Source organism: Novosphingobium aquiterrae (assembly GCF_042434435.1).
Taxonomy (GTDB): Bacteria; Pseudomonadota; Alphaproteobacteria; order Sphingomonadales; family Sphingomonadaceae; genus Novosphingobium; species Novosphingobium aquiterrae.
This window is the reverse complement of sequence record NZ_JBHLTL010000001.1, coordinates 500267-521069: the sequence shown is the minus strand read 5'-3', so window position 1 is coordinate 521069 and position 20803 is coordinate 500267. Positions and strand designations below refer to the sequence as shown.

Genomic DNA, 20803 nt, shown 5'->3' with positions numbered 1-20803 from the left:
TCAACCTTGAACAGGCCAGCGGGAAGCGCCGGGATCGCTGACTTAGCTGACATGCAACTGCATTCGAAAAGCGCTTAACAGCTGTCGTTCGTTCAGACACGTTGCAAATTCAAAATTGCGATCTTTGATTTCCTCAGCTCGTCTGTAAGGCGATCTTACAAAACCGAATTATCGCCTTTTGATACCGCGCAGGTCTCGAATTTTGAGGGAGCATTGAAGCAACGTCCATATCCTCAGAAATTGCGCTTAATGCCTCGTCAACGCCATTTGCGCCCATTTACCGCTGCTCAAGATTTAGCGGCCTGCCGTCCAGCCGTTTCTACAAGATGAAGTCTGCAGCAATTGGCGTCAGCGGCGATGCCACGCTGGCCCATTGAAGGACGAGCTGCAGATCGGCTAGACCGTCGCCGTTGGTGTCGCCTTGCACGATTGTATAGCCACTGTTCGACGCATCGAAGCGCAGTTCGCCGGCGACGTTGTGAAACGCCTGGCTGCCGATGAAGCTAAAGGCATTGTCCTTGCCGCCAATGATCGCGTCGATCGCCGACAGGTCGATCCGGTCGCCAGCGGTGGGACTGAAGTCGGTGATCGTGTCGGCCGCGGTCACCGTCGATTCGCCTGCTGCGTAGACGAAGGTGTCGGCCCCCAGGCCGCCGGTCAGCAAGTCGGCCCCGATGCCGCCGCTGATCCGGTCATTGCCTTGCCCGCCGTTGATCGCATTGACGCCGGTGCCGCCGGTCAGGGTGTCGGCAAAGGCCGAGCCGATGACGTTCTCGACACCGATCAGCGTGTCGTTTCCGGCCCCGCTGGCACTACCCGTGCCGAGATTGACAGTAACCTTCGACGTCGACGAGGCGAAACTGGCCGTGTCGATGCCATTGCCGCCGTCGAGCGTATCATTGCCGTTGCCGCCATCGAGCAGATCGCCGCCGTCGCCGCCGGTCAGCACATTGGCGCTGTTGTCACCGGTCAGCGTGTCGGCCTGGGCCGTGCCGATCAGGTTCTCGATCGAGATCAGCGTATCACTTCCGCCGCCACTGGTATTCTGGGCGCCGGCAAGGGCCAGGCTAACCGTTACCCCTTGCAACAGACCAGCATAGGACGCGGTATCGACCCCATTGCCGCCGTCGAGCGTGTCGTTGCCGAGCCCGCCGCTCAACGTATCGTTCCCGCCAAGGCCCTGCAGGGTGTCGTTGCCCGCAGTACCTGTCAATGTGTCCGCCCCGCCGGTTCCGGTGCGCAGGTCGTTGGCTCCGGCGATTGAGATCGAAATGGCCTGCAATGTGCCGTCGGCGCTCTGGATGTTTATCGTATCTGTCAGTGTCTGGCCGGCACTGAGCCCGTCGACCGTCGCATTGGCGTTGTTCAGGACGTAGCTCCACGCCCCTGCAGCATTGATCGTCAGCGTGCCGTAGGTCCCAGACCGCGAACCAGCGATGAAACCGCTTGCGCTGTCGACGTCGCTGACCGTCACCGTGCCGCTGGTCTGCGACGTGCCAGTCAGGCCCGACAGTTCGGTCACCGAACCGCTAATCTGCCCGCCGAACGCGGCCGGATCGTTGGCCCCGGCAATGGTCAACGTGATCGTCTGGGTCGTGCCGTCGGCGCTTTGCACTGTTACCGTGTCAGTCAGGCTTTGCCCGACGTTGAGAGCGTTTACAGTAGGATTGGCGTTGTTGACGACGTAGGTCCAGGCCCCGGCCGCATTGATCGTCAATGTGCCATAAGTTCCGTTGACGGCCTGCGCGGCGAAAGTGGCAGGACTGTCGATATCGCTGACGGTCAGGGCTCCGCTGGCCTGCGTCGAACCGCTCGTTCCGGCCAGTTCAGCCACCGTCGCCGCTGTCTGTCCGCCAATCACCGCGGCATCGTTGACCGGTGTCACAGTCAGGTTGACGGCCTGCACCGCGCTATCGAGCGCGCCGTCGTTAGCGGTAAACGTGAAACTGTCTGGCCCGAAATAGTTGGCATCGGGGGTGTAGCTGAAGACACCGGTTACGGTGTTGAAAGACAGGGTGCCGTGTGCGGGACCACTGACCACGGCATAGGTGAGCCCATCGAGGTCAATGTCGGTCGCGCTGACCTGACCGCCGACTACCGTATCCTCGGCGCCGCTAATGCTCAGGCCTTGGGCGATCGGAGCTGCGTTGGAATAAAGCTGCACTGTGCTGCTGTTGCCGGTTTCCCAGGCAGCGAAGCGCACTTGCTCAACGCCTTCGAGGTAACTTATGCCGTCTTTCAACGCTGCCGATCCGGTCGGCGTGACAAGCCAGCGCCCTTGGCCAAGGTAAGTCAGGATATATTCGCTCTGCTCGCCCTGAACCTGCAGGGTGTCGAAGCCGGCGCCGCCATAGAGGTGATCGGTGCCGCCGTCGTTTTCGACCAGATCGTCGCCATTGCCTGCATAGGCGATATCGTCACCCAAATGGGTGTAGATCTCGTCATGCAGGTTGCCGCCAGTAAACACATAATTGCCGGCGTTCCCGCTGAGGAGGTTCTGAACACCGCTGCCGCCAACAATGTTGCCGCCGCCGCTTCCGCCGATGATAATCGTCTGTTCGACGCTCAGAACTGTGTCTGTTCCGCCGAGGCCGTCGCTGAAACTGTGCGGTCCTGTACTCCCATCAAGTGCGCTGTAATCGAGTATAGTCGGTCCGGTCTGGCTGTTTGCGTCGACGAACAGCAAATCGTACCCGTCCCCGCCATCGATGTAATCGTCGCCGCTACCGCCCGCGAGGAAATCGCCGTCTGCCCCGCCGAAAATCTGGTCGTTGCCGTCACCGCCCGACACGTTGTCAAAGCCAGCGCCGCCGTCGATAAAATCGCTCGCATTGCCGCCGGTTATCTGATCGTTCCCGCCGTTTCCGATCAGCTCGTTGACGAGCGTGGTCGACCCGTAAAGGATGTCGTCCGTCAGGGATCCTGAAAGGCTGATCCACTCAACGTTGCTCAACAAGTCCGTACCGCCGAAACCATCGGCCATGGCTTGGATATCGGATCCGGCATGGATCGCCCTTGCGTCAAGAGAAACGCCCGTGGACTGGTTACTGAAATTGTAGCCCACCTGATCGAAACCCTCACCGCCGTCGATCGTATCGTTTCCAGCATCGCCGCGCAGGTTGTCGTCACCGCTGCCACCCAGCAACGTGTCGTCGCCATCGCCGCCACGGATTCGGTCATTGCCTGCTTCGCCAGACAGGAAATCGCCAAGGTCGCCGGACTGTGGCTGGACGATATCGCGCGTGAACCCGCCCATCAGGAAATCGTCGCCGTCGCCACCGTAAATTGTGTCGGAGCCCGCTCCGCCACGGATCATATCGTTGCCGCCATTGGCGTAAATCGTATCGTTGCCGTCATTCCCGAACAGCGAATCGCCCGCATTGGTGGCCCGGATCGTGTCGTCGCTTGCCGTACCGCGAACCTGAATGACGGCGTCGTCACCATTGCCGAAGATGTTGATCGTTCCCGGCAGGTTGGAAACCCAGCCCGAGATGTCGAGATTGGTCGAGCCGGCATCGAGATTGATGACTACCGTGCCGATACCATTGACCTGAGTGTTGGCAGCCAGGCTCAGCGCCGCACTGCCGGACAACAGCAGGTAGGCTGCCGCCAATCCGTCTCCGCCTGGCGCTGCAGCATAGGCGGCCTGCAGGTAGATCCGCTCGATCGACACCAGGGTGCCCTGAAAATCGACGCGCCCGCCAACCAGCAGCGAATCGTCGTCGCTACCGCCGTCGAACAGGTTGCCAGCAAAGGTCAGCGTGGTTGAGACGCCGGCGTATGACGTGGTGTTTTCCGCATAGAGCAAGTCGCTACCAGCATTGCCGTGCAGCGTGTTGGTTCCACCCTTGCCGTAGAGCAGGTCGGTCCCGTTCGATCCGTTGAGAAGGTCGTTCCCGGAATTGCCTTGTAGCACCTGCGGAGCACCAAAATTATCCCGTGCATTCAACACATAGTCGCCGGCGCTGCTGGCATAAAGGGCGATGAAATCGGCATTCGGGTCGCTGACGTTGGTGTTCCAGTTGAGCAGGTTCATCACCGGCATCGTGTAGGTGCCGGCGCTGAAAACGATGTCGTAGAACAGGTCGCGCCCGCTGCTGCCGACAAGTGTCGTCAGCCCAGATGCGGCACGCTGCTGCTCGAGCATGACGAACGAATTGATATCGCCCGAATTGCCGACAAACGAGAGCGCTTCAATGCTGGAGAGCGAGGACGTATAGACCTGGTATTGCGTCAGCCGCCCACCGTTCGCGCTGCCGATATTACCGCTGGGGACCATGACCAGGGTATCGTATCCCGTTCCGCCATTTAGGCTCGAGTTGTTGCTGGGCTGGGTGTCCAGAATGATCGTGTCGTCGCCGTCCCCGGCATTTATTGTGTCTTGGCCGCCATGGCCATTGATCACATCGTTTCCGGCAGAACCAGTCAGCGTATCGGGGCCCGAAGTCCCGTCGAGCACCAGCCCGGCCAGGCGCAGCTGGTTGGAACCCGGAGCGGTTTCGGCCATGATCAACCGACCGTTGGACAGGGTCAGGGTATGATCGGCCGCCGCATCGCCATCGGTGTCCACCTGGATCAGCGTCTGGTTGCCAGAAAAGGCATAGCGGTACTGCCCCGCCACGCCGCTGAACGCGGCGGCGCCAATCCATTGGTTGCACAGCAAGCTGCCCGGCGTGCTGCCGTCGTTGAACTGGAAATCGATCGTATCGTCGAAGTCGAAATCGGTGATGACATCGTGGTTCAGCGCGTTGATCGCCACGGTGTAGTCGTAAATGTCAGCGCCGCCGTTGCCGGTGTAGGTGTCGTCCCCGACGGTCGCGTTGAAGAAGTTGCCAAAGAAATCCGCGCCGTGCGAACCGATGAAAACGTCGTTGCCGTTGTGATCGGTAAACCCCAGTTGGGCTGATCCGGTGTAGGCTGACCCATCGACCGTGAGTGTCTGCCCGTCGACCGCAAAAACGTCGTCAACATTGTAGCTCAAACCGATGAATTCGGCATTGTAGATGGTGCTGGTCGCCACGCCATTCTGCCAGATCTGCACCATATTGCCCGATCCGGTGACCAGCATGGTTGTGCCCCGCGACAGGTCCATCTGTGCGTTGACGGTGTCGCTGCCCCCGCCAGTATCGATCGCGTTTATCCCATTACGCGCATAGACGATCTCGCCTCCGCTTCCCCCCAGCACCGAGTTGCTGCCCCCACCAAGACGGATATCGAGCAAAACACTGCCCGAGTGCGCCGTCGCGTCGACCGTAGCGCCGAAACTGCCGGTCCCGAGCAGGTCGAGACGGACCTGCTCGACACTGACGAAGCTGGTGTTGAGCCCGGCTTCGGCATTGAGAACATGGCTGTCGTCAAGTGTGTAGGTACGCGGACCGGAAGCAGGCGTGTTAAAGCGCGTGACATCACCCATCGCAATGATCAACCGGTCAAAGCCGTTGCCACCATCGACAGTGTCGGTGCCCTGCGTTGCGTTGATGATGTCGCGCCCGCCAAGTGCGGTAATCACATCGTCGCCGATGGAGCCGGTCAGGGTGTCGGGCCCCGACGTGCCGTCAATTACAAGTCCGGCTAGGCGCAGCTGGTTGGAGCCCGGCGCGGTTTCGGCAATGACGAACCGGCCATTGGCCAGAGTCAACGTATGGTCGGCCGCGCCGTCGCCGTCGGCATCGACCTGGATCAGCGTCTGGTTGCCAACATTGGCATAGCGGTACTGACCCGCAACACCGCTGAACGCCGCCGCGCCGAGCCACTCGTTGCACAGCAACGCTCCAGCAACCGATCCATCGTTAGCCTGGAAATCGATGATGTCGTCGCTGTCGAAATCGGTGATGACATCATGATTCAGCGCATTGATCGCAACGGTGTAGTCGTAAATGTCAGCGCCGCCGTTGCCGGTGTAGGTGTCGTCACCCACGGTCGCGTTGAACAGGTTGCTGAAGACGTCCGCTCCGCCTGAGCCGATGAAGACATCGTTGCCGTTGTGATCGTAGAACAGCAGTTGGGCCGTGCCGGTATAGGCTGAACCGTCGATGGTGCGGGTCAGCCCGTCGATCGCAAACGGATCATCGACGGTGTTGCCAAGAAAGATACTCTCGGCATTGTAGATGGTGTTGGTGATTGTCCCGCCCTGGGCAGTCTGGACAAGATTTCCCGATCCGGTGACCACCATGACCGTGCCTCTGGCCAGATCGAACTGTGCAGATACGGTGTCCGATCCCGCGCCGGCATCGACCCAGTTGATCCCACCCCTCCCATAGATCGTTTCATTACCGGCGCCGCCAAAGACCGTATCGTTGCCGTTACCGAGCCGCAGGTCGAGCGAATAGACCCCGGAGTGCCCGCTGGCATCGACCGTGTCGCCAAAATCTCCGGTCCCGAGCAGATCGAACCGAATGCGCTCGACATTGACGAAGGTCGTGTCGAGCCCGCCTGCCGAACTGCCCAGATGGCTATTGTCGAGATAATAGGCACGCGAACCGGTCGCAGCAGCCGCGAACCAGCTGACATTACCCATCGTGACGTTGATCTGGTCTGAGCCGCCTGCTCCCCCGTCAATAACGTCGCTGCCCTGGGTCGCGTTGATGGTGTCCCGCCCGCCGAGCCCGTTGATGATATCGTCGCCCAGAGTACCCGTCAGCGTGTCGTTACCCGTGGTTCCATCGATCGGCATGGCGATTCGCCCCCTGTTTGCATTCTCCCAAGTCTGAAACGACTAACACGTCAGTTAACGTTCACCTATAGGTCAGGGATTCCCACTTTCGCACACCTTTCAGGTCTGCAATCTTTCCCCTGAAAGGTAAATTTGCGCGGCAATATTTCTCTACGGCCGAGTGCTATCTCACGTTGCCAATTGTCGTGGCATCTGATGAAGTTATGTCCTTGCTGCACGGAATTTTGCGCTAACTTCTCACCGTATTGTGCAACTCGCACTTAGCTGTTCCATGACAATGCGAGCAGAATGGATTGGCTCCACCCCGCCCGCGCCGCAGCAACGAGCGTAGCTCAGAGTGAGGCCCTCCGATTTTCGGAATGCTGGTCTCGAAATGCAGGAGAGTTTCAAACACCAACAAACGTCCGTTCTTGGCATTTCACCGCCAGAAGCGGACAGTCAGGACCGTCCAACGTAGCTGACATCACCCAACCAAAAACATCGCCTCCTGCTCTGCCCAAGCCGCTGGCAGCTCGATACTCGACCGCACCGTCGCCGGACTGAGCCTGCTGTGCTGCCTGCCGGCCAGCACCGCCTCGACGACCTTGGGCGACAAGAACGCCAGCCGCACAACCCGTGTGACGTAGGACGGCGTGTACCCGGCCTGACCCGCCAGCGTGGTGACGTCGATCTCGCCCTGGGCAAGCTGGTCCCACCATTGCCGGGCGAGGATGATCAGCCGCACCAGCGCGGTGTCGGGTACGGCGCTGATCCGGGCGCCGTCGCCCTGGATCAGCCGCAGGGTGTTGCCGGACCGCGTCAGCCGGTACGGCGCGGTGAGGACGAGCGCAGTGTCCTCGGTCTCCTCGGCAACCAGCGCGCTTGCACCAAGCTGCTGCGCAAGGGCCCGGCGGCTGAGCGCGATCTCCAGCCGGTCGCCGTGAACCCTGACCTCGCGCAGCAGTTCCCGCAGCGGTCCGCCGCGGCGCGAACGGAGCTGGCCAGCGGCTTCGGCGCAGGTCTCGCCCAGCTGCCGCATCAGCGCAGGGGAGGGCGGGATCCCCAGCTCTGCCACCAGTGTCCAGGGTTCGGCGAACAGCTGGGCGGCGGTTTCCTTGACCAGCGCTTCGATCTCGCGTCCCGGCACACGGACGCCATCGGCGGCGCGGCGGTGGTGCAGGTCCTTGCTGACATAGTAGCGGTAACGCACGGTCCCCTTGGTGGTGTGGGTAGATGCCATGGGCTGCCCGCCTGCATCTACAATGCACCCGGCAAGCAGCGCTTCGCTCTGTGCCCGGCCGCCCGATCGGCGACCTTGCCGGTTGCGCGCAAGCAGGTCCTGCACCTCGGCCCAGCTTTCGCGGCTGACGATCGCCTCGTGCAGCCCGGGATAGACCGTGTCCCTGTGCGCAATGTCGCCAGCATAGATGGGGTTCCTGAGCATGAAGTAGAGCTGGCCGCGCGAGAGCACGCCGCCGCCGTAGGCCTTGCCCTTGGTGGTCACGCGCTGCGGCGCACGCACGCCGCGGCGTTCAAGTGCGTCAGCCAGCCGGCGCACACAGCCGAGTTCGAGGTAACGTGCATAGATGTTGCGAATTAGCGCGGCGTGATCCTCGACGATGGCCAGGCTGCGCCCATCGGGGCGGTAGCCGAGCGGCGGCACACCGCCCATCCACATGCCCCTTGCCTTGGAGGCAGCGATCTTGTCGCGGATCCGCTCGGCGGTGACCTCGCGCTCGAACTGGGCGAACGAGAGCAGCATGTTGAGCGTCAGCCGCCCCATGCTGGTGGTGGTGTTGAACGATTGGGTGACCGAGACAAAGCTTACGCCGTGACGGTCGAAGGTCTCGACCAGCTTTGAGAAGTCGAGGAGCGAGCGGGTCAGGCGGTCGACCTTGTAGACCACGACGATGTCGATGAGTCCTGCGGCAATATCGCCAAGCAGGCACTGGAGGGCAGGGCGCTCCAGCGTGCCGCCGGATATGCCGCCATCGTCATACTCCCGCGCCAGCAGCGTCCAGCCTTCGCTGGCCTGGCTGCGGATATAGGCGGCGCAGGCCTCGCGCTGGGCGTGGAGCGAGTTGAAATCCTGCTCGAGACCCTCTTCGCTCGACTTGCGGGTGTAGATCGCACAGCGCACCTTGATCATGCCGCGCGTCCCGCTTTTGTCTTGAGCCCGAAGAACGCCGGTCCTGACCAGCGGGTACCGGTGATGGTGCGGGCGACCTCGCTCAAACTCTTCCATGCCCTATCGTTCCAGTGGATCGCCCCGTCCTCAGCGATCGTGACGACATGGACCTTGCCGTTCCATTCGCGCACCAGCCGCATGCCGGGCTGTATGTCCCGGGTGCTGGTCTTCGCCGCAGCCATCTGTTCGAGCTTCTGGCTGACCCGCCGGGGCAGACCGCCCGATACCCTCGCCTGGAGCTCCCAGGCGAGGGCCAGGCGCAGCAGGCCCGGGCTGACGCGGGGCAGGGGGCGACGGGTCACCTCCAGCCACTGCTCGCGCAGCTGCGCCGGCGAGGCACCGGCCAGCGCGGCAAGTTTAGTGTCGAGGGTGGCGGGGCTCACTGACCGCCATCCACGATGCGGTAGCAGGTCAAATCGCCGCGCTTGCTCTTCTCGAGCACCGCGCCCTTCTTCCTGAGACCGGTCAACGCGGCGCGGGCGGTGTGGGCGAGCCAGCCGGTGGCGCTCGTCAGCTCGGCCAGGGTGGCGCCCTCTTCGCGCCCAAGCAGGGTGCGGACCAGCGCGATCTTGGTGTTCTTCTCCGGGTGCACCGAAGCGGCAGTCGTATCGGCGGCAGGGTCAGTCTGAGTAGTGGCGGTCCTGGGCTCGCGGGCCATCTTGCGGGGCATGTGTGGGTCTCCTTGGATCAGGAGCAGCGACCATCGCTGCTTCCACTGCCCAAGGCCCTGCCGATCGCGTCGGTCAGGGTGGCGGCCAGTGTTATGCGGGCCGCGATTTGCTTGGCACACCAATGCTTGCCGCGGCGGGGAAGTCCAATGGATTGTGGGGGCGTGGATCGAAAGTGCGAACACAGCGCGTAGGAACGGGTCAGAATCTCTGACCCCGTAGTCACGTATATTGTATTATCGGTTCGGCTATCTACAGGTCACTTGAGGTGTTTGACGTAATTTGGCTGGCGGACGCTTGCGTGAAGTGATGAGAACTCCTCAGCAGTCTTCAAGTGCGTCAATCTCAGCGTGGCGCTCTCTCGGTGCCGGAATGGACGATAGGTCTTTGAGACGACCCGATCTCTCATAGCTTAGTAATTTTGGGAACTAGCCCTGCTGAGGCTGCTTACTGTCGTACGTTTTGGTCCTCTTGCGGCGTTGCCGCATTGCGGTCATGATCCGGCGGAATTTCGGCTGCAAGATATCCAACATCAAACAGTACCAATTTGGGACGATTTGCTGTCCACTACAGGCAACATCCGGATTTCAAATATACGAAAGATAAAGATAGTTTGAAAGTTTAGTTAACCGAATTGCAATCATACCGCAATTTCGGGATGCCTTCCCAGTGATAGGTTCGGCTTTGCGTCGAAGCGATTTTCTGGGAGCAGTTCGATGGGTGACATTCCAGGCGCAGGCGGGACGACGACGTCGTTCGCAAACACGCCGCAGGCCAAGGACGACAGTTATGTCTTCATCGAGGACATTCTGGTCCAGAACGCGCTGCTCTACAATACCTCGACCCGCGTCATCTCCCTCGATGTCATGGCCAATGATCTTGGCGGAAAGGCCAAGAGCCTGTTCTCGATCGACGACGGTCTTGGCAACCAGATTACCGATCTTTCGCAGACCGACCTGCTGACCAATCAGACTTACAGCAACTGGCAAACGACCGCGCAGGGCAATCAGATTCGGATCGTGAACGGTATCGTAGAATACCGGCTGATCGACCGGCTCACCGGTCAGGTCGGCGACGTCAATACATTGAACGCTGGCCAGCTGCTCACCGACAGTTTCTCCTATGCTATCAAGCTCGGCAACGGCACGCTCAGCTGGGCACGGGTCAACATCTCACTGACCGGCTCGAACGACCTCGCGACGATATCGGGGACATCGAGCGGTGCTGTCATCGAAGCAGGCGGCGTTGGCAACGCAATCGTCGGCACTCCGACTACTGGGGGAACGCTCGCGGTCAACGATGTTGACGCGGGGCAGGCGACGTTCGCCGCGCCATCAGGCAGCCTCAATGGAACTTACGGCAACTTCACTTTCAACACCGCGACGGGGGTGTGGGGGTACACCCTCGACAACGCGAGATTTGCTACCCAGGCCCTTGCCGCAGGCGAGGTGCGCACCGACAGCCTCACCGTAACCTCGCTTGATGGCTCAGCGAGCCGGACGATTACCGTCCACATCACCGGGACCAACGACGCGCCGGTGATCACCAGCGCTGCGCAGGAAGGCACGGTCAAGGAAGACACCACGCTCAGCGTCACCGGCACGGTGACCTCGAGCGACGTCGATCACGGCGCCACCGCCAGCTACAGCGCCAGCGGGGCCAGCGCCTACGGCAGCTTCGTGGTTGATCCTTCGACCGGGGCGTGGACCTACACTCTCGACAACGCCGCGCACCAGAACCTGGCGCAAGGCGAAAGCCACGACGAGGTGTTCACCGTCACCGTCACCGACGACAAGGGCGCCACCGCGACCCAGATCGTCACCATCACGGTCACCGGGACCAACGACGCGCCGGTGATCACCAGCGGCGTGCAGTCGGGCAGCGTCCAGGAAGACGGCCAGCTCACCGCCACCGGCCAGGTGACCTCGAGCGACGTCGACAACGGCGCGACCGCGACCTACTCGGGCACCACCACCGGGACCTACGGCAGCTTCGCGGTCACCGCCGCCGGGGCGTGGACCTACACTCTCGACAACGCCGCGCACCAGAACCTGGCGCAAGGCGAAAGCCACGACGAGGTGTTCACCGTCACCGTCACCGACGACAAGGGCGCCACCGCGACCCAGATCGTCACCATCACGGTCACCGGGACCAACGACGCGCCGGATCTCCGTGCCGTGACGACCGACACCATCACCTCACTACAAACAGAAACTAATGCCGCTCTGACTGCTTCGGGAACGCTTACAGTCACTGACTCAGACACGACCGACACAATCGCCTCGTCGGTGACGAGCGTAACACTTGGCGGGACGACGGGATCACTCACCAGTGCTGCGGTGCTAGGAATGCTCTTGGTCGCACCACCCGCGGGCTTAGCCGCCAACAGCGGCGACACGCATAATCTGAGCTGGACGTTCAATTCGGGCAGTCAAGCGTTCAACTACCTCGGCACGGGCCAGTCGCTGACGCTGACCTATACCGTCACTAGTAGCGATGGACATGGCGGCACCGACACTCAGAACATTACTGTCAATATCAACGGGACAAACGATGCGGCGGTGATTTCGGGGACCAGTTCGGGCTCAGTGATCGAAGCAGGCACGAGCAATGGCGGCGGCACACCGACTGCCACTGGAACGCTGACCGATACCGATGTCGACAATCCGGCGAACACCTTCACCGCCTCGTCAGGCTCGGCGACCTACGGCAGCTTTACGATGAGTGCTGGCGGGGTGTGGACCTATACGCTCAACAACGGCAATGCGGCAGTAAATGCACTAATCACCGGGCAGACGCTGAACGACAGCTTCACCGTGACGACAGTCGATGGCACGCAGCAGACGGTAAGTGTTACGATCAATGGCGCCAGCGACAACAATCCGCCGATTGTGGCAAATGATACGATTTGGGTTTCAAACAGCACCACCGTAACCCTGCCGCCGGCAGCCCTGCTGGCCAACGATGTCGATGTCGATGGCATCTCACTTAGCCTGACGAACATTGTGGTGGCGTCTGGAACGCTGGCCAGTCCTGTGACGATCAACGCCGACGGCTCGTTCACTTTCACGACCGGTGCGACTGGCGGAACTGTTGGGGCTCCATCAGTGGTGACCCTGACCTACACAACCAGCGATGGCGCGGGTGGAACCTCGACGGGGACTGCCACAGTCAATATCGTCAACACCACCGGCGGCGCAGATACTATCAACCTGACCGGGGTTGGAACCTATCAGGCATCCTACATCAATGGCGGAGCAGGTGTTGACATTATCACCGACGGTTCGGCGATCTCGGTGCTCAACGGCGGCGCCGGTGCAGATACACTGACAGGTAATTCCGGCGACGACTTGCTGGTCGGTGGTGACCAGAATGACACATTGTCGGGTGGAGCGGGCAACGACATCTTGCGGGGCGGTCTCGGCAACAACGACACGATGGATGGTGGGGCTGGAAGCGAAGACCTTTTGGATTTCTCAGATGCCACCCTTGGCGTTACCTTCACCTTGGTCCAGAGCGCCGCGTCCACATCGATCACAAACGGAACCGGCGGTCTCGGCAACAACGACACCTATCAGAATATCGAAGGCGTCATCGGCACCAGTCTGAATGACAGCATTACGGGCAGTTCGGGCAACGACATCCTTCGCGGTGGCGGAGGCAACGATACGCTAAACGGCGCTGGTGGAACCGATTTGATCGATTTCACCGATGGAACGAGTGGGATCAATTTCACAATTGTCCAGAGTGCTGGCACGACAGTTGTCAATCTTGCTTCGGCAGGGTTGGGAACCGACACTTACAGCAATTTCGAAGGCGTGATCGGCACGGCCTTTGCTGACACCTTGACGGGCAGCAATAGCCATGACGAGCTGCGCGGTGGCAGCGGCAACGACACTATAAGTGGACTTGGTGGCAACGACCGGATTATTGGCGGTGATGGGGCCGACATACTCACGGGTGGTCTTGGTAACGACACCTTCGTGTTCAGCTCGGCGCTCAACGGTTTCGATACTATAACCGATTTTAGCGCCAATGCGACCGATAAGATCGAACTAGACGACGCTACCTTCACCGCACTAATCGCCGGCTCGCTGAACAGCGCCAATTTCGTCGCCAATTCCGGTGGCAATGCTGTGGACGCAAACGATTTCATATTATTCGATACTGCAACCGGAGATCTCTTCTACGATGCTGACGGCAGCGGTGCCGCGGCGAAGATACTGTTCGCCCATATCGATCTGGGCGGGCTGATCGGCGGCGCACCAGCGCTCGATGCGACTGACTTTATCATCGTCTGAAAGCAGGGCTCTGTCAGAGCAAATGCACCTCACGGGCTCTGTCAGACTAACCAGGCACCTGCTAGCGACGTCTGATGCCCCGCAAATCCCGAGCGTTGCCTCCTAGCCCATTTCGTCGATTCAACTCCTCACCAGAGGTCATCCGCCTGGTGGTGCTGATGTACGTTCGGTTTCCACTGTCGCTTCGCAACGTCGAGGATCTGCTGTTCGAACGCGGTATCGACGTCTGCCATGAGACGGTGCGGTTCTGGTGGAACAGGTTCGGGCCGCTGTTCGCTGCGGACATCCGGCGCCAGCGGGCGAGCCGGATGCGCGGCTACCGGCACTGGCAATGGCATCTCGACGAAATGTACGCGACCCGAAGGGCGGCGCAGCCAACGTGAACGTCGAGATGGTCTACCTGTGGCGGGCGGTTGATCACGAGGGCGAGGTTCTCGAGAGCTATATCACCAGGATCCGGGACAAGGCCGCGGTTCTGCGGTTCATGAAGAAGAAGCTGAAGCGGCATGGTTCGCCCGAGGCGATCGCCACCGACGGGCGTTGACCCTTTCGTGCGGCGATGAGCGAGCTCGGGAGCGCCGGGAAGCAGGAGAATTGCCGCTGGGCCAAGAGGATTGACGATGACCTTCGTAAGATCATGGACGCGAACGCCTACCAGCATTTGTAGCACCTGGTTTGAATCGGCTTGCTCTGCCCGACTCATTGGGCCAGCTGACCTGGTGCGCGGGGCAGAAAGATGGTCTTTACTTCGGTGAAGGCCTCCAAGCCTTCGCGAGATCCCTCTCGTCCAACTCCTGACTTCTTGAAGCCACCGAACGGATTTGTGAGATCGTACTCACGTCCGTTCTGGGTAAAGGTGCCGGTGCGGATCCGGCGAGCGACCGCATAAGCGCGATCGGTATCGTGCGTGTAAACGCCGCCCGACAATCCAAAGTCGCTGGCGTTGGCAATTGAGATTGCCTCCTCCTCGCTGTCGTACGGAATAACAGCCGTTACGGGGCCGAAGATCTCCTCCTGGGCTATGGTCATTGCATTGTCGACGCAGTCGAACACGGTGGGCTGGATGAAGAAGCCCCGGTCAAGCCCACTGGGACGCTCTCCGCCCGTCACGATCCTTGCACCTTCAGCTTTACCGCGTGCGACGTAGGCCATGACCCTGGCATGGTGGCGTTCCATCGCTAAGGGACCCATCTGAGTTTCCGCAGAAAGCGGATTGCCAACGCGAGTCGCGGCCATGGCCGCGGCCAGACTCTCGACGTACGCATCGTGGCGTGCGCGGGGCACCAGAACGCGGCTGAAATTGATACAGGCTTGCCCGCACAGCAGGGTGACGAGCGGTGCAAGGGCCGGACCAAGATCCGACGGCTCGTAATCGTCCAGCACAATAGCCGCAGACTTTCCGCCAAGTTCCATCGTGTAGCGCGCCATGCGTGATGCGCAGATCTGCGCGATATACATGCCTACGCTGCTCGAACCGGTAAAGGCGACTTTGTCCACACCGGGGTGGCGCACCAACAGGTCCGAAACCTCTCGGTCGGCGGGAAGAAGGTTGACGACTCCAGGTGGCAGATCCGCCTCTTCCGCCGCCTCAGCTAGGAGGAAGGCCTCAAGAGGGCGCTGTCAAAGCAAATGCACCGCCATTTCCCAGATTGGTTGGCCAGGTCTGAGGTGGGCTCGTGATCTACTTTCAGGCTTGCTTTGTTCTCTGATTGTGTCCCAAGATTGCTAGCGCTGCTTCAAGGTTGCGAGGCAAAAAGTTCAGCCACGAACCAAATGCTGGTTAGTTTGACAGTACCGCGCTGGCGCTACCTCCGCGATTGAGCGTTTGTGCTGCCTGTCATTTGGGTTAAGCAGGCAGCCACGGGGTAGTTAAGATCGACTATGAAGCTAGCCGAACCGGTCGATGCATTGAGAACAGCGCAGGGCCCCTGCTTCGCCACGCTGTTTGGCCGATTTCAGCTTCGCGGCGCGGATGGCAGCGACATCGTCATCTCCAACCGCCGCGCGCGGATGCTGCTGGCGATGCTGTGCCTGGCGCGGGATGAAGTCTTCGATCGCGATTTCCTGAGCAGGCTGCTGTGGCCCGGGCGGTTCGAGGCGCATGCCAAGGCCAGCCTGCGGCAATGCCTGCTTGACCTGGGCAAACTGCTTGCCCCGTGCGGCAACGATATGCTCGAGGTGACGCGGTCCAGCGTGGTGCTTCGTTCCGGTTCGATCACAAGCGATCTCGGGGCACTGGAAGAGTCCTTTGCCCGCGGCGACTACGCCGCCGGGGCAGCGCAGCTTGCAGCGATCGGGAACAAGCGAATCCTTGACCAGATGGAACTGGGCGACGCCTTCGACCATTGGCTCGAACAGCATCGCGCCGAAGCCGAGGCGCGACTGCGTGCAGCGGTGGAAGCGGCCATCGCCAACCTGCTGCGCGACGGCAAGGCGGCTGAGCACGCGCAGCTTGTCGCGGCCTGGTCGCTGCGCTCTCCGGCTGCTTCCGTGGCACAGGCGCCGGCCGGCCATGCGGGCAAGGTGCGGATCGCCGTCCTGCCGTTCGAGACGATCGGCGAGCAGGGCGAGCAAGACGAACCAGGCTATTTCGCCGAAGGCATGGTCGACGAATTGATCACCGCGCTGGGCCAGGTTCCGCAGCTGCTCGTCTCGGGGCGGACCTCGTCATTTCACTTCCGCGGCAGCGCGCAATCGCCATCGCAGATCGCCGCGGAGCTGGGCGTATCGCACCTGATCGAAGGCGCGGTCCAACGCCAGGGTGAGCGGGTGCGGATCCGTGCCCACCTGATCGCGGGCGACAGCGGCTTCGAACTGTGGGCCGACCGCTTCGACGGGACGATGGGCGATGTCTTCGCCTTTCAGGAACGCGTCGCCCAGGCGATCACCGCGGCGATCGGGCAAGCCCTCGACATGACCATGCAGGCCCCGCAGGTGCGCGGTATGACTCACAGCCGGGAGGCCTATGACCTCTACCTGCAGGGCCAGTCGCTCTGTGCCCGGCTGTTCGGCGAAGGCGTGCTCGACGCGGCGGTGGTGCTGTTCGAACAGGCCCTGGCGCTCGATCCCGACTTTGCCGAATGCTGGGTCGCCCTGGCCGAGGCTCACCAGCTGGTTTCGGTCTATACCCAGTGTCTCGACCGGCTGGGGGAATGCCAGAAAATGGCCGATTGTGCGCAGCGCGCGATCGATCTGTCGCCGCGGCTGGCCTATCCTTACGCATTGCTCGGGCTATACGAGATCACCCGGTTCAACTTTGTCGGCGCGCTCGATTACGCCTACCAGGCCAACCGGCTCGAGCCGAACAATCCGGCCGTGACCATGCGCCTTGCCTCGTTCCTGATCTTCATCGGCCGCACCCGCGACGCGATGCCGCTGATCCGCGCCGCGCTGGAGCAGGATCCGGCGGACGGCCGCAAATACGCGCTGCTGTGCGGCGCACAGTTTTGCCTCGGCGAGCTTGAGGCGGCGAACCAGTCCGGCTTGCGGATGGTCGCGCTGGGCATGCCTTCGACCCTGCTTGCGGTCACGACCGCGGCGCTGGGCAACCGCGACCTGGCGATCGCGCAGTACCTGCAGACCCAGCAGATGGTGAACAGCATCATCCTGCCGCCGGTCGGGATCGGCATCCAGACTCCGGAGGCGATGGATGCCTATTGGCAACTTGCCGCCAAGGCGATCTGTGGCGGCAGCCTGGAAGAACGGCAGACCTATTGGCAGGTCCTGGAAATGCTGTTTGCCGTGCTCCACGACAAGGCCGATCTGGCGATCAGCGGTCCTTCCGTGCTGACCGGAAATCCCGATCTGGTGTTCAGAACTTTCGGGCACTGCATCAGCCCGTCCAATCTGATTGGCATGGTGCCGTTGTGGGCCGGGATCGAACCCATCTGCCAGATCTGGCAGCATGGCGAGTTCATCCCCTTTGCCCGGCGCATCGGCATGGCGGCAGCGTGGGACAAGTACGGCTGGCCTGACCGGCTGCCGCCACCGGGCAACACCGCCGCCGATTGACGCACATTTGACGCTTTATTGACGGTCGGGCGGATTGACGCCTGACGCTACGGCATCGCACTATCGGCGCCGGGGATCGCAGACATTCTTGAAGCAAATGGCAAGGCCGGAAACCCGGCTTTTGACGGCGGCAAAGCCGTGCCTGCTTCGAGCAACAGGAGAGCTGCCATGAACTCGATCAAGACCATTGTGACCGGAACCGCCCTGGCCATCGCCGTCGCCCTGTCCGCGCCCGCCGCCGCGCAGGAATCGAGCTACAAGCCCGGCACCGTGTGGCAAGTCAGCGACATCAAGGTGCTGCCCGGCCAGTTCGAGAACTACATGGATTACCTCGCCACCACCTGGAAGAAGATCCAGGAAGCCGGCAAGGCCGATGGCATGGTGGTCGAATACCATGTCCTCTCGCTCGACAACGCGCGCAAGGATGAGGCCGATCTGGTGCTGGTCGTCGAATACAAGGATTACATGACCACGGCCCAGCAGGAAGCGATGCAGAAGAAGGTCAACGCGCTGCTGGCCCAGGATAACCGCATGGCCGCCACAGCCAGCGCCGGACGCACCAAGATGCGCGAACCGATGGGTTCGCAGGCGTACCAGGAACTGATCCTGAAGTAAGCGACCCACTTCAGGATCATGGCAGGCGGCGTGGAGTCCCGCGCCGCCTGCCGCACCCACGGCACATTCCGGACCCCGGAGCCAGCCATGACCAGCGTGCATGAAATCGCCAGCCAGTTCACCGCGATGCTGCGGGCCGGCCAGTTCGTCGCTGCGGGCGAGCGCTACTGGGCCGACGATGTGGTGAGCATGGAGCCGGCCGATTTCAGCGGCGGAGAGCGGGCTTCGGTATCGGGCCTTGCCGCGGCGCGGCGCGAGTGTGCCGCGAAATTCGGCACCGCCATGCTCGAGGAAATCGACATCGACGGACCCTTCATAACCGGCGACCAGTTCGCGCTGTTTGTCGACCTGGTCACGGTCGACCCGGCCAGCGGCAAGCGCCGGCCCTTCACCGAAATCGCGCTTTACACCGTGCGCGGCGACCACATCGCAGAGGAGCGTCACTTCCATGACTGACCAGCCCCAGACCATTTCACGCCGCGCCTTTGCCGGCTATGCCCTGCTGGTCGGGGCCCTTGCCGCGACCCGCGCGCTCGGTGCGCCCACGCTGACCGCGGAATCGCCGATGGGGCCGTTCTATCCAACGGGCTACGCCGGCGAGGACGATTTCGATCTGACGCTGCTGAAGGGGCACCGCGCCCGCGCCCTGGGCGATGTCATCGAAGTCAGCGGCCGCGTTCTCGACCGGCTGGGCAACCCCGTTCGCGGGGCGAAGATCGAGCTGTGGCAGGCCAACGCCGCAGGGCGTTATGCCCACAGGAACGACCGCAGCGCCGGCCCGCTCGATCCCAATTTCCAGGGCGTGGCGCGGCTGGTTACGGGTGCGTCGGGTGAATGGCGGATCAGGACGATCCGTCCCAATTTCTACGGTCCGCGCACCCGGCACATCCACTTCGACGTTTCTGGGCGCGCGCACCGGCTGATGGCGCAGATGTACTTCCCCGAAGATGCCGACCGGAATGCCACCGATGCCCTCTACCGGGACCTCGGTAGCGACGCGGCAACGTCGCTGGCGCGGCTGGAGGCACCGGCAACATATCGCTGGGATATCGTCCTGATGGACAAGGTCTGATGCCGGCAGCTGTCCTTGCAGAACGGAGCGCGCCGGTCCTCGCGCTGAGCGAGCACCGCAAGCTGCGCTTTGCCATGCTTGGCCTGCTGTACTTCGCGCAGGGGCTGCCTTTCGGCCTGTTCGACTTTGCCCTGCCGGCGTGGCTAGCGCAGCACGGTGCGTCGGCAGCGGCGATCGGCAGCGTCCAGGCGCTGATCATCCTGCCGTGGACCTTCAAGCTGGCCTATGGCCTGCTGATGGACCGCTACGCCTTCCTGGCGATGGGGCGGCGGCGTCCGTGGATCATCATCGGCCAGGCCGGGCTGGCTTTGGCCTTCCTCGCGCTGGCCCTGGCCAATCCGGGGGTGCAGCAGATCGGCCTGATCGCCGCCTTCGGCTTTGTCCTGGGCCTGTCCTCGGCGGTGCAGGACGTTGCGGTCGACGGCCTTGCGGTCGACATTCTGCCAGGTGACGAGATCGAGCGGGTCAACGGCTATATGTTCGGCGCGCAGGCGCTGGGAATCGCCGCCAGTTCGGCGGTCAGCGGCTATTTGATCGCCTGGTTCAGCCTGCCCGTCGCGGTGCTGACGCTGGCGGCCGCGGTGACGGCAATCCTGCTCATGGTGGTGGCAATCCGCGAACGGCCCGGAGAGAAGTTGTTGCCGTGGACGCGCGGCGCGCCGTCGCAGCGCAATCTCGACCTGCACCTCGGCGCGTTCGGACCGATCCTTCGCAGTCTCGGCAAGGCGATGTTCACCCGCCAGACGCTTATCCTGGTCCCGGCTCTGATCGCGGTAGTTGCCGCATGGGGGATTTTCCTGGGCGCGGCTCCCCTGTTCGCAGCCAAAGAGCTGGGCTGGGGCAAGGCGATCTACAGCAGCTGGAGCGGCCAGGCCAACATCGTCGCCGGCATCGCCGGCGCGCTGGTCTTCGGCGGTCTGGCTGGACGCTGGGGGCCCCGCCGGACCTTCATCGCCAGCGCACTGCTGACTGCGACGGCGGGCGGTACGATGTATCTGGCCCAGGGACACTGGACCAATCCGGCATTCTTCATCGCCGCAATCCTGACGTTCAACATCCTGGTCGTGCTGCGCAGCGTTGCGGCGGGTGCACTGGCGATGCGGCTTTGCGCGCCGGCAATCGCCGCGACCCAGTTCGCGGTGTTCATGGCGATCCTCAATCTGGGACGATCGCTGGCATCGGCCTCGCTTGGCTGGCTGGATAGTCTTGGTGGACTGCCCGCGATGTTCATCGCTATCGTGGTCTGCGGTGTGACCGCCGCGATCTTTGCCTTTGCCGCGAAAGTGGGGCGCTGAC

10 protein-coding genes and 2 pseudogenes are annotated in these 20803 nt (G+C 62.0%); 7 read left to right on the top strand and 5 right to left on the bottom strand.

The window, feature by feature from the left end; translation table 11 throughout:
- Nucleotides 1-319 precede the first annotated feature (319 nt).
- The 4 genes from ACFFF7_RS02405 to ACFFF7_RS02390 form a co-directional block, all read right to left on the bottom strand.
- Nucleotides 320-6673: a VCBS domain-containing protein gene (locus ACFFF7_RS02405; protein WP_379479763.1), complete on the bottom strand. Its 6354-nt coding sequence runs from the start codon at nucleotides 6671-6673 to the stop codon at nucleotides 320-322.
- A gap of 463 nt (nucleotides 6674-7136) precedes the next feature.
- Complete coding sequence (locus ACFFF7_RS02400; protein ID WP_379479762.1) at nucleotides 7137-8801, bottom strand: recombinase family protein; 1665 nt, start codon at nucleotides 8799-8801, stop codon at nucleotides 7137-7139.
- Nucleotides 8798-9223, bottom strand: coding sequence for a DUF2924 domain-containing protein (locus ACFFF7_RS02395; protein WP_379479761.1), 426 nt, complete (start codon nucleotides 9221-9223; stop codon nucleotides 8798-8800). Before ACFFF7_RS02395 ends, ACFFF7_RS02400 begins: the two co-directional genes overlap by 4 nt.
- Nucleotides 9220-9510, bottom strand: coding sequence for a DUF3489 domain-containing protein (locus tag ACFFF7_RS02390; RefSeq protein ID WP_379479760.1), 291 nt, complete (start codon nucleotides 9508-9510; stop codon nucleotides 9220-9222). Before ACFFF7_RS02390 ends, ACFFF7_RS02395 begins: the two co-directional genes overlap by 4 nt.
- 714 nt (nucleotides 9511-10224) lie before the next feature.
- Here ACFFF7_RS02390 and ACFFF7_RS02385 point away from each other — a divergent pair.
- Nucleotides 10225-13809, top strand: a complete 3585-nt coding sequence (locus ACFFF7_RS02385; protein ID WP_379479759.1) for a beta strand repeat-containing protein — start codon at nucleotides 10225-10227, stop codon at nucleotides 13807-13809.
- 74 nt (nucleotides 13810-13883) lie between these two features.
- Nucleotides 13884-14413: pseudogene (locus ACFFF7_RS16140) on the top strand (IS6 family transposase); the annotation flags it as partial.
- A 95-nt stretch (nucleotides 14414-14508) separates the two neighbouring features.
- On the opposite strand, the pseudogene ACFFF7_RS02370 reads toward ACFFF7_RS16140, so the two are convergent.
- A pseudogene (locus ACFFF7_RS02370) lies at nucleotides 14509-15414 on the bottom strand (aldehyde dehydrogenase family protein); the annotation flags it as partial.
- Between the two features lie 276 nt (nucleotides 15415-15690).
- On the opposite strand from ACFFF7_RS02370, the gene ACFFF7_RS02365 reads away from it, so the two are divergent.
- From ACFFF7_RS02365 to ACFFF7_RS02345, 5 genes are all read left to right on the top strand, one after another.
- On the top strand, nucleotides 15691-17820 hold the full coding sequence (locus ACFFF7_RS02365; RefSeq protein WP_379479756.1) for a tetratricopeptide repeat protein: 2130 nt from the start codon (nucleotides 15691-15693) through the stop codon (nucleotides 17818-17820).
- 168 nt (nucleotides 17821-17988) lie between these two features.
- Entirely contained in the window at nucleotides 17989-18435 is a 447-nt protein-coding gene (locus ACFFF7_RS02360; RefSeq protein WP_379479755.1) for a hypothetical protein, read from the top strand.
- A gap of 87 nt (nucleotides 18436-18522) precedes the next feature.
- Nucleotides 18523-18891: a SnoaL-like domain-containing protein gene (locus tag ACFFF7_RS02355; RefSeq protein WP_379479754.1), complete on the top strand. Its 369-nt coding sequence runs from the start codon at nucleotides 18523-18525 to the stop codon at nucleotides 18889-18891.
- On the top strand, nucleotides 18884-19507 hold the full coding sequence (locus tag ACFFF7_RS02350) for a dioxygenase family protein (RefSeq protein WP_379479753.1): 624 nt from the start codon (nucleotides 18884-18886) through the stop codon (nucleotides 19505-19507). Before ACFFF7_RS02355 ends, ACFFF7_RS02350 begins: the two co-directional genes overlap by 8 nt.
- Nucleotides 19507-20802: an MFS transporter gene (locus ACFFF7_RS02345; RefSeq protein ID WP_379479752.1), complete on the top strand. Its 1296-nt coding sequence runs from the start codon at nucleotides 19507-19509 to the stop codon at nucleotides 20800-20802. The genes ACFFF7_RS02350 and ACFFF7_RS02345 overlap by 1 nt, the downstream gene beginning before the upstream one ends.
- Nucleotide 20803 lies beyond the last annotated feature (1 nt).

Bases quoted from the DNA above. Each gene is read 5' to 3' on its own strand.
- ACFFF7_RS02350 (WP_379479753.1), top strand. From the start codon at position 18,884: ATGACTGACCAGCCCCAGACCATTTCACGCCGCGCCTTTGCCGGCTAT.
- ACFFF7_RS02390 (WP_379479760.1), bottom strand. From the start codon at position 9,510: ATGCCCCGCAAGATGGCCCGCGAGCCCAGGACCGCCACTACTCAGACT.
- ACFFF7_RS02360 (WP_379479755.1), top strand. From the start codon at position 17,989: ATGAACTCGATCAAGACCATTGTGACCGGAACCGCCCTGGCCATCGCC.
- ACFFF7_RS02355 (WP_379479754.1), top strand. From the start codon at position 18,523: ATGACCAGCGTGCATGAAATCGCCAGCCAGTTCACCGCGATGCTGCGG.
- ACFFF7_RS02385 (WP_379479759.1), top strand. From the start codon at position 10,225: ATGGGTGACATTCCAGGCGCAGGCGGGACGACGACGTCGTTCGCAAAC.
- ACFFF7_RS02365 (WP_379479756.1), top strand. From the start codon at position 15,691: ATGAAGCTAGCCGAACCGGTCGATGCATTGAGAACAGCGCAGGGCCCC.
- ACFFF7_RS02345 (WP_379479752.1), top strand. From the start codon at position 19,507: ATGCCGGCAGCTGTCCTTGCAGAACGGAGCGCGCCGGTCCTCGCGCTG.
- ACFFF7_RS02405 (WP_379479763.1), bottom strand. From the start codon at position 6,673: ATGCCGATCGATGGAACCACGGGTAACGACACGCTGACGGGTACTCTG.
- ACFFF7_RS02400 (WP_379479762.1), bottom strand. From the start codon at position 8,801: ATGATCAAGGTGCGCTGTGCGATCTACACCCGCAAGTCGAGCGAAGAG.